Annotated in this window: 4 protein-coding genes and 3 pseudogenes; 6 read left to right on the forward strand and 1 reads right to left on the reverse strand. The window is 59.3% G+C overall.

Annotated elements, in window-relative coordinates; translation table 11 throughout:
- The first annotated feature begins 847 nt into the window (after positions 1-847).
- Entirely contained in the window at positions 848-1,177 is a 330-nt protein-coding gene (locus tag AC1DLB_RS18070; protein ID WP_138866852.1) for a hypothetical protein, read from the forward strand.
- A 105-nt stretch (positions 1,178-1,282) separates the two neighbouring features.
- On the opposite strand, the pseudogene AC1DLB_RS18075 reads toward AC1DLB_RS18070, so the two are convergent.
- Positions 1,283-2,467, reverse strand: a pseudogene (locus tag AC1DLB_RS18075) (Abi family protein).
- A 382-nt stretch (positions 2,468-2,849) separates the two neighbouring features.
- On the opposite strand from AC1DLB_RS18075, the gene AC1DLB_RS18080 reads away from it, so the two are divergent.
- The 5 genes and pseudogenes from AC1DLB_RS18080 to AC1DLB_RS18100 all read left to right on the forward strand — a co-directional run.
- Positions 2,850-3,326, forward strand: a complete 477-nt coding sequence (locus AC1DLB_RS18080; protein ID WP_477785387.1) for a formate dehydrogenase subunit gamma — start codon at positions 2,850-2,852, stop codon at positions 3,324-3,326.
- Entirely contained in the window at positions 3,323-4,885 is a 1,563-nt protein-coding gene (locus tag AC1DLB_RS18085; protein ID WP_477785388.1) for a formate dehydrogenase beta subunit, read from the forward strand. The genes AC1DLB_RS18080 and AC1DLB_RS18085 overlap by 4 nt, the downstream gene beginning before the upstream one ends.
- Positions 4,882-7,674 carry a molybdopterin-dependent oxidoreductase gene (locus tag AC1DLB_RS18090; RefSeq protein WP_477785389.1) on the forward strand — a complete coding sequence of 931 codons (2,793 nt, stop codon included), beginning with the start codon at positions 4,882-4,884 and terminating at the stop codon, positions 7,672-7,674. Before AC1DLB_RS18085 ends, AC1DLB_RS18090 begins: the two co-directional genes overlap by 4 nt.
- Positions 7,675-7,677: 3 nt before the next feature.
- Positions 7,678-7,830: pseudogene (locus AC1DLB_RS18095) on the forward strand (formate dehydrogenase subunit delta); the annotation flags it as partial.
- A gap of 230 nt (positions 7,831-8,060) precedes the next feature.
- A pseudogene (locus AC1DLB_RS18100) lies at positions 8,061-8,293 on the forward strand (hypothetical protein); the annotation flags it as partial.

Here is an 8,293-nt window from a genome sequence, read left to right on the forward strand (position 1 = left end):
ATATAATTCGGTATATCGCATTGAGCATAAATCACAGGCGTTGATGTTCGTAAGTCTTGTGCCGTGCCTAGTACACTGAGTTCCATGTCTGCGTCCGTCTGAGGTAATTATTTTTTGCGATAGAACTCACTTTACCTTTACTTTCCTAACTTTGGGAAGCCGTCATCGTTTTAAAGAGGTCTTCCCCATTGTCAGCTGTCTATACTCAGTCGGTCCTTAATGCCCGCCCGAGAGAACCCACTTACCGGCGTAGCTACAGGATCATGGTCAACGGCAAGAAGGCCTAAGCTCGCAGGGTATTTCGTTGCTTTGCATTGCTGCTTTATTGAGTCAGGACGCAGGATTCATTCGTGCGTCCTGTGAGGGTTACCGCTCACTGTGTATCCCCGCTGTATCCTTAAAATTTTCTCTTGCAGAAAAACCCAATAAAACCGGGATAAATCAATTCAAATGGCTTCAGCCCGTCAAAACTGCCTGCACACCAATGAAGGGGGCCAGCAGTGCAAAGCGCAGAGCGGAGTTTGGGCCAAACGACGCCCGGCTCTCAAATGGATTGCATGGTGCCGCATAGATTATTCATACTAGGCCAGCACACGCGATCATGTATCCCTGCATGTATCCCAAGATAGCAAACCTCTCTGGAGGCCTTGAGTTTACTGGAACACTACAGTCTCCCTCGGGCACCAAAATTAAGAAAGGTCTTGCTTTGCAAGGCCTTTTTTTTCGTCTGTAGAAAAGCCATTGCCCGCACCGCTGTCGTGTAGGGGCCGCCGAAGGTTGCGATCTTTTGATCTTGCTTCTCTTACGCACGTCCCGCACCGGCGGAACATTTCACAAGGATTCCCTCATGGAATTGCAGCTGGAAACTGTTGCCCTCTTCTCTCTCAAACTGGCTTACGAGACGGAAGATTCAAGTCCGATTTTGCGTGACGATCTGGTCATGGGTGATTACCAGCGGGATGTGTTTGAGTTGCTGGTACGTCGGGGGGATGTTGAGGCGATTCAGTTGAAAGTGGATGAGTGTGTGGGATTGGCGCTGGAAGCCATCGGTGGTGTGGATAAGCCGTTGGGGCGGGAGTTGCAGAGGTTGGCGGTTGAATTTGCCGGGATTCAGACGATTGAGCAGCTTGATGTCCCGCTCGTTGCGCTCAAGGATTATTTGAAAGACATTCAATAAATTAAGGTTGGGCGACCCAAAAAGCGGTAGCGCTCGGTAGCCGGACCGAGTTGGTCGCCACGTCTTATCCAATAATAAATCTGCCCCCTTTTCCCCAGAAGCCAGCTAAATCCCGAACAGTTTCCGAGGGAACCCTGTTTCATCCGGGAACCCCATCGCTTTGAAAGTGCAGCCCGGCATAGAAGGCTTGGTGTCTATCAGATCCGCAACTTCGCGGATCCAGGTCGAAGCTGGTGCAATTCTCTGCAGCAGAAACCAAATGACCGCGACTAATCCGTACAGCCGCTTGAGCGCATATTGATCCAGCCCCAACGTCTGAAAATACGGGGCGGCGTGGACCGCTAACGGGTTGGGCGAAGCCTGATTCCAGATACGCGTATGGTGCGCACAGCGGTTGCGCAAATGGCTGGTTTGCTGCATCCATCGACTGAGCATCTTGGCGTTGTTCAAGCCGAGGCGCGTGAGTATGAGATTTTAATACTTGCTATTGAGCAGCTCGAAAAACTCCGAGAGATCCCCGAAATCCCATGCCTCCACCGCGACCCATACGGGAATGGACTTACCGGCTCGCAAGTGCCAATGAATACAGTCCTCTTTACTCCGTGCAATGTGCGACTGTTGCTTCACACTCCACTCTGTCCACTTGTTTCGCGTATTGCCACGGCGGTCCGTGTACGGTTGAGTCCATTTGTGCAGAATGAATTTCACATTGGCGTAGGCCATCGGGTCGTGATATCCAACCTCGTGAGCCATCACCGTCTTGAGGTTAACCTCCAGGCGCTCGACTGCATCCAGCATCAGCATTCGCAATCGTTTATCGAACCTGTAAAGGTCTACGATCGTGTCGAAAGAGGTGGCGACCTGGAAAGTGTCGAGACGAAAAGGCTTGCCCGTAACCGAGCAGACGTCTTGCTGCAGGCCGTTCATCTTGAACTCTCGCGCCGGGTACCAGTAACCGCTGAGACGGTAATACCCTAGCTGCGCGAGCTTGCGTTCTGCACGAGACGGGTCATGGATTTCCATACCCCTGCTGGCCAGCAACGCAACCAAATCAGCGTATGTACGGAACGGCTTCGGAGGGGCTGGGCTAGACAACTTCCATGTTCCAGAAACAAGAAGGCCCGAACGTAATGCCGGACTAAGCCAGCACCAGAGGATCGGGCGCGATTGGGATGCTTGTGAGCAGCCTAAAACAGAGTGCTGCGGATTGTTGTCAGGCCATTCCGAAATAGCGGTAGGGATATTATCTCCGTCATCGGAGGTGGCCAATAACCGATCAATCAGACGCATCTGCTCCCTGAAATCCCCCACGGATCTGATGCTGTTTCTCACCAGTAATGCTTGCTATACATCCTCCATCGACAAGCCCTCAAAGCATTGAGCCAGTGCGTGAGCGCCCCACGCCACGCTCATCTAGACTTAATGGATAGTCGTAGGCAGAACCGAACACGTCGCTTTGGTGCGGATGATTCAAAGGCGGCGTGGCAAGCTGCGTGATATGCCTGAAGAGGTGCGGCAAAGACCGCGCCGGGCACAACAAGATGCCCACTCAGGGTGCCCTGGCCAACGGTCTGAAAATGCCACGAAACCGTGACGTGGTGTGAATGCCGCAGCCGACACTTTCGGACGACCGACAACCGCCTGGTTTGTCCGTGACCGTGAGGAATGCTGTATGTCTGATGAGATGTTGCACCTGCCTATGGTCAACAGCCTGCTGGAGCGCCACAAGGGTTTGCCCGGCGCATTGTTGCCGATCCTTCATGAAATTCAGGAGGGCATCGGTTATATCCCCGATGCCGCCGTTCCCGAGATTGCCCATGCCCTCAACCTGAGTCAGGCCGAGGTTCGCGGGGTGATCAGCTTCTACCATGACTTCCGTACCGCGCCTCCTGCCCGACATATCCTGCGTCTGTGCCGGGCCGAGTCCTGCCAGAGCCGCGGCGCCGAGCAGCTCGCGGCGCAATTGCRCGACCGCCTGCAACTGGACGACCACGGCAGCAGTGCCGACGGCAACATCAGTCTGCGCCCGGTGTATTGCCTCGGCGCCTGCGCCTGCTCGCCTGCCCTGGAGCTGGATGGTCAGGTGCATGCGCGGCTCACTGCCGAACGCCTGGATGCCCTGCTCAACGCTTGCCAGGAGGACGCATGATGCCGACGCTTTATCTGCCCTGTGATTCTCTTGCCCGTGCCGTAGGCGCCGATGAGGTGGCCGTGGCCCTGGCCACTCTGGCCCAGGAGCGCGGTCTGCCGCTGGACTTGCAACGCACCAGCTCGCGCGGCCTGTACTGGCTGGAACCGCTACTGGAAATGGACAGCCCGCAAGGTCGTATCGGCTTCGGCCCGCTGACCGCTGCCGATGTGCCGTCCGTGCTCGATGCRCTGCAAGGCGAGCCGTCCGCTCATCCGCTGGCCTTGGGGCTGGTGGAGGAGTTGTCTTATCTGAAAACCCAACAACGCCTGCTGTTCGCCCGCGCCGGCATTACCCGGCCGCTGTCGTTGGAGGATTACCGGGCTCACGGCGGTTTCGAGGGCTTGACCCAGGCCATCGCTCTGGGCGGCGAGCAGACTGCGACTGCAGTATTCGATTCGGGCCTGCGTGGCCGTGGCGGCGCGGCTTTCCCGGCCGGGATCAAATGGCGCACGGTGCGCGCTACCCAAGCGACGCAGAAATACATTGTGTGCAACGCCGACGAAGGCGACTCCGGCACCTTCGCCGACCGTATGTTGATGGAAGGCGACCCCTTCCTGCTGATCGAAGGCATGGCTATTGCCGGCATCACCGTCGGCGCCAGCTACGGCTACATCTATGTGCGCTCGGAATATCCACAGGCCGTGGCCACCCTGCGCGAGGCGCTGGACATCGCCCGGGCCGCCGGTTACCTCGGCGCCAATGTCGGCGGCAGCGGATTGGCCTTCGACATGGAAGTGCGGGTCGGTGCCGGCGCTTACATCTGCGGTGAGGAAACCGCACTGCTGGACTCCCTCGAAGGCAAGCGCGGGATCGTCCGCGCCAAGCCGCCGATCCCGGCCTTGCAGGGCCTGTTCGGCCTGCCGACCCTGGTGCACAACGTGCTGACGCTGGCCTCGGTGCCCATGATTATGGCCAAGGGCGCGCCGTTCTATCGCGATTACGGCATGGGCCGTTCCCTGGGCACCATGCCCTTCCAGCTGGCGGGCAATATTCGTCATGGCGGTTTGGTGGAGCGGGCCTTTGGCCTGACCCTGCGGGAATTGGTGGAAGACTACGGCGGCGGGACCGCCAGTGGCCGGCCGCTGAAGGCCGCGCAGGTTGGCGGCCCTCTCGGCGCCTGGGTGCCGCCGTCGCAATTCGATACGCCGCTGGATTACGAAGCCTTCGCCGCCATGGGCGCGATGCTCGGTCACGGTGGTGTGGTGGTGGCTGACGACAGCCTGGACATGGCCCACATGGCGCGCTTCGCCATGCAGTTCTGCGCCGAAGAATCCTGTGGCAAATGCACGCCGTGCCGTATCGGCTCGACCCGGGGCGTTGAGGTGATCGACCGCCTGCTCGCTGCGCCTGACCAGAACGGTCGCGATGAGCAGGCGATTATCCTCAAGGACCTGTGCGACACAATGCAATACGGTTCGCTGTGCGCGTTGGGTGGCATGACCTCCTATCCGGTCGTCAGCGCCCTCAAGCACTTCCYCGCCGACTTCGGTCTGCAAGCCTCGGAGGCCGAGCAATGATCACTGTATTCGACCCGAAAACCGATATGGATCTGGGTACCCCGGCCCGCGAAAGCCAGGTGCAAGTCACCCTGAACATCGACGGCCAAAGCATCAGCGTGCCCGAAGGCACCTCGGTGATGCGCGCTGCGGCGATGCTGGGCACCACCATTCCCAAACTGTGCGCCACCGACAGCCTGGAAGCCTTTGGCTCCTGCCGCATGTGTCTGGTGGAGATCGACGGCATGCGCGGCTACCCCGCATCCTGCACCACGCCGGTCAGCGAAGGCATGACCGTGCACACCCAGACGCCGAAGCTCGCGACCTTGCGCCGCAACGTCATGGAGCTGTACATCTCCGATCACCCGCTGGATTGCCTGACCTGCTCGGCCAACGGCAACTGCGAGCTGCAAACCGTCGCCGGCCAGGTCGGCCTGCGGGAAGTGCGTTACGGCTATGAGGGCGAGAACCATCTGGACGACGTGAAGGACACGTCCAACCCGTACTTCGACTACGACCCGAGCAAGTGCATCGTCTGCAACCGCTGCGTGCGCGCCTGCGAAGAAACCCAGGGTACGTTTGCCCTGACCATTACCGGGCGCGGGTTCGAATCCCGGGTCGCGGCCGCCGGTGGCGAGGACTTCCTCGACTCGGAATGCGTGTCGTGCGGCGCCTGTGTGCAAGCCTGCCCGACCGCGACGCTGATGGAAAAAAGTGTGGTCGAACTGGGTCAACCCGAACACAGTGTGATCACCACCTGCGCCTATTGCGGCGTGGGCTGTTCGTTCCGCGCCGAGATGAAAGGCGACCAGCTGGTGCGCATGGTTCCGGACAAGAACGGCCAGGCCAACCACGGCCACTCCTGCGTCAAGGGGCGCTTTGCCTGGGGCTACGCGACTCACCCGGATCGCATCACCAAGCCGATGATCCGCAAGTCCATTAACGACCCTTGGCAGRAAGTCAGCTGGGATGAAGCGGTGACTTACGCCGCCAGCGAATTCCGCCGGTTGCAGCAAAAATACGGCCGCGATTCCATTGGTGGCATCACCTCCAGCCGTTGCACCAACGAAGAAACCTACCTGGTGCAAAAACTGGTGCGCGCCGCGTTCGGCAACAACAACGTCGACACCTGTGCGCGGGTCTGCCACTCACCGACCGGCTATGGCCTGAAACAAACCCTGGGCGAGTCCGCCGGCACACAGAGTTTCGACTCGGTGATGCAGGCTGACGTGATCCTGGTGATGGGTGCCAACCCCAGCGACGCTCACCCGGTGTTCGCCTCCCAGCTCAAGCGCCGCCTGCGTGAAGGCGCGCGACTGATCGTCATCGACCCACGCCGTATTGACCTGGTGGACACGGTGCATGCCCGCGCCGAACTGCACCTGGCCCTGCGTCCGGGCACCAACGTCGCCATGCTCAACGCCCTGGCCCACGTCATCGTCACCGAAGGCTTGCTCAACCAGGCCTTTATCGACGCTCGTTGCGAAGGCAACGATTTCGCCCACTGGAAAGAGTTCGTCAGCCGAGCGGAAAACTACGGCCTGGGCGTCACCGAGCACAGCCAGGGCAGTACCGCGGTCATGGGCATTGCCAACCTGGCCATGGCCACCGGCAACATCGGTCGCGAAGGTGTGGGCGTGAACCCGTTACGTGGGCAGAACAACGTTCAGGGCTCCTGCGACATGGGCTCCTTCCCCCACGAACTGCCCGGTTACCGTCACGTCTCCAACGAGGTGGTACGGACGCAGTTCGAACAGGCCTGGAACGTCACCCTGCAACCCGATCCGGGCCTGCGCATTCCCAACATGTTCGAGTCTGCACTGGCCGGCAGCTTCAAGGGCCTGTACTGCCAGGGCGAAGACATCGCCCAGAGCGACCCCAACACCCAACACGTCACCGCGGCGCTGTCGGCCATGGAATGCATCGTGGTGCAGGACATTTTCCTCAACGAAACCGCCAAGTTCGCTCATGTGTTCCTGCCGGGCGCCYCGTTCCTGGAAAAAGACGGCACCTTCACCAACGCCGAACGGCGCATCTCCCGGGTACGCAAGGTCATGGAGCCTCTGGGCGGCAAGGCCGACTGGGAAGGCACCGTGGCTCTGGCTAACGCCCTGGGCTATCCGATGAACTACAAGCATCCGTCGGAAATCATGGATGAAATCGCCAGCCTGACGCCGACCTTCACCAACGTCAGCTACGCCGCACTGGATAGTCACGGCAGCCTGCAATGGCCGTGCAACGCCGCGGCACCGGACGGCACCCCAACCATGCACATTGAGGAATTCGTGCGTGGCAAGGGGCGCTTCATGCTCACCGGCTACGTGCCGACCGAGGAAAAGGTCAACAGTCGCTATCCGCTGCTGCTGACCACCGGACGCATCCTCAGCCAGTACAACGTCGGCGCCCAGACCCGGCGTACTGAAAACGTCGCCTGGCACGACGAAGACCGCCTGGAAATCCACCCGACCGACGCCGAGAGCCGTGGGATCAACGAAGGCGATTGGGTCGGCATCGGCAGCCGCGCCGGCCAGACCGTACTGCGGGCACGAGTCACCGAACGGGTTGCCCCGGGCGTGGTGTACACCACCTTCCACTTCCCTGAGTCGGGTGCCAACGTGATCACCACCGACAACTCCGACTGGGCGACCAACTGTCCGGAGTACAAGGTCACCGCCGTGGAGGTCAGCCGCGTCTATCACCCTTCCGAGTGGCAAAAACGCTATCAGGCATTCAGCGACGAACAACAACGCCTGCTCAACGAACGTCGCCATGAACGTAGCGCCGGGACAAAAGCCGAGGTACGCCGATGAGTACAACAGGCCGTGCTCGGTGTGCGCAATCATCTGCAGATGTACTGGACGCCCGGCATGCGCAAGGAGTTRCTGGCCTGGCAGACGACGCATCAGGGAGCAGACTTGCACCCGCTGGCGCAGGCGGCGGTTAGTGGCGCGGGCTGGGAGGCTTAGGTTTACAGATCCCTTGGCCTGTTGAGACGGGCCAAGGGAGCGTTCCAGCGTTTTTAACGTCGACCCTATATTCAAATGAGTGACGGAGCCAAACGCAGCCAAAATCCACATCAGTCAGCAACATCCTTCGGCATAATCCCATCCGTTTGATATCGTGTTGCCATCACCTCATCTCATCAAAGATGACCAATGGCGGTTTCAGGGTTATTGCGAACAAGGAAAAGGATTGAATGCTGCTAATTGGCGTATTGGTGTTCCTCGCTGCGACAGTGGGGATGTGGATTTGGGTGGTGAAGAACCGCGGAGCTGTGAATCTATGGCTCGCCAACCTGGCAGGTGCCGTGGGTAGTTTTATTGTCGGGATAGCGGTGCTGGTTTTGTTCAATAGATGGCTTGCCCCCGGAGAAGCCTCCTCAGCACGGATCGTTTTATACGTACTCTATACGTTGATGGCGGTTATGGG

This window comes from Pseudomonas sp. 05N434 (assembly GCF_056396965.1).

What these genes read in the sequence shown, in the direction of transcription:
- AC1DLB_RS18070 (WP_138866852.1), top strand. Translation starts at nt 848, where the DNA reads ATGGAATTGCAGCTGGAAACTGTTGCCCTCTTCTCTCTCAAACTGGCT.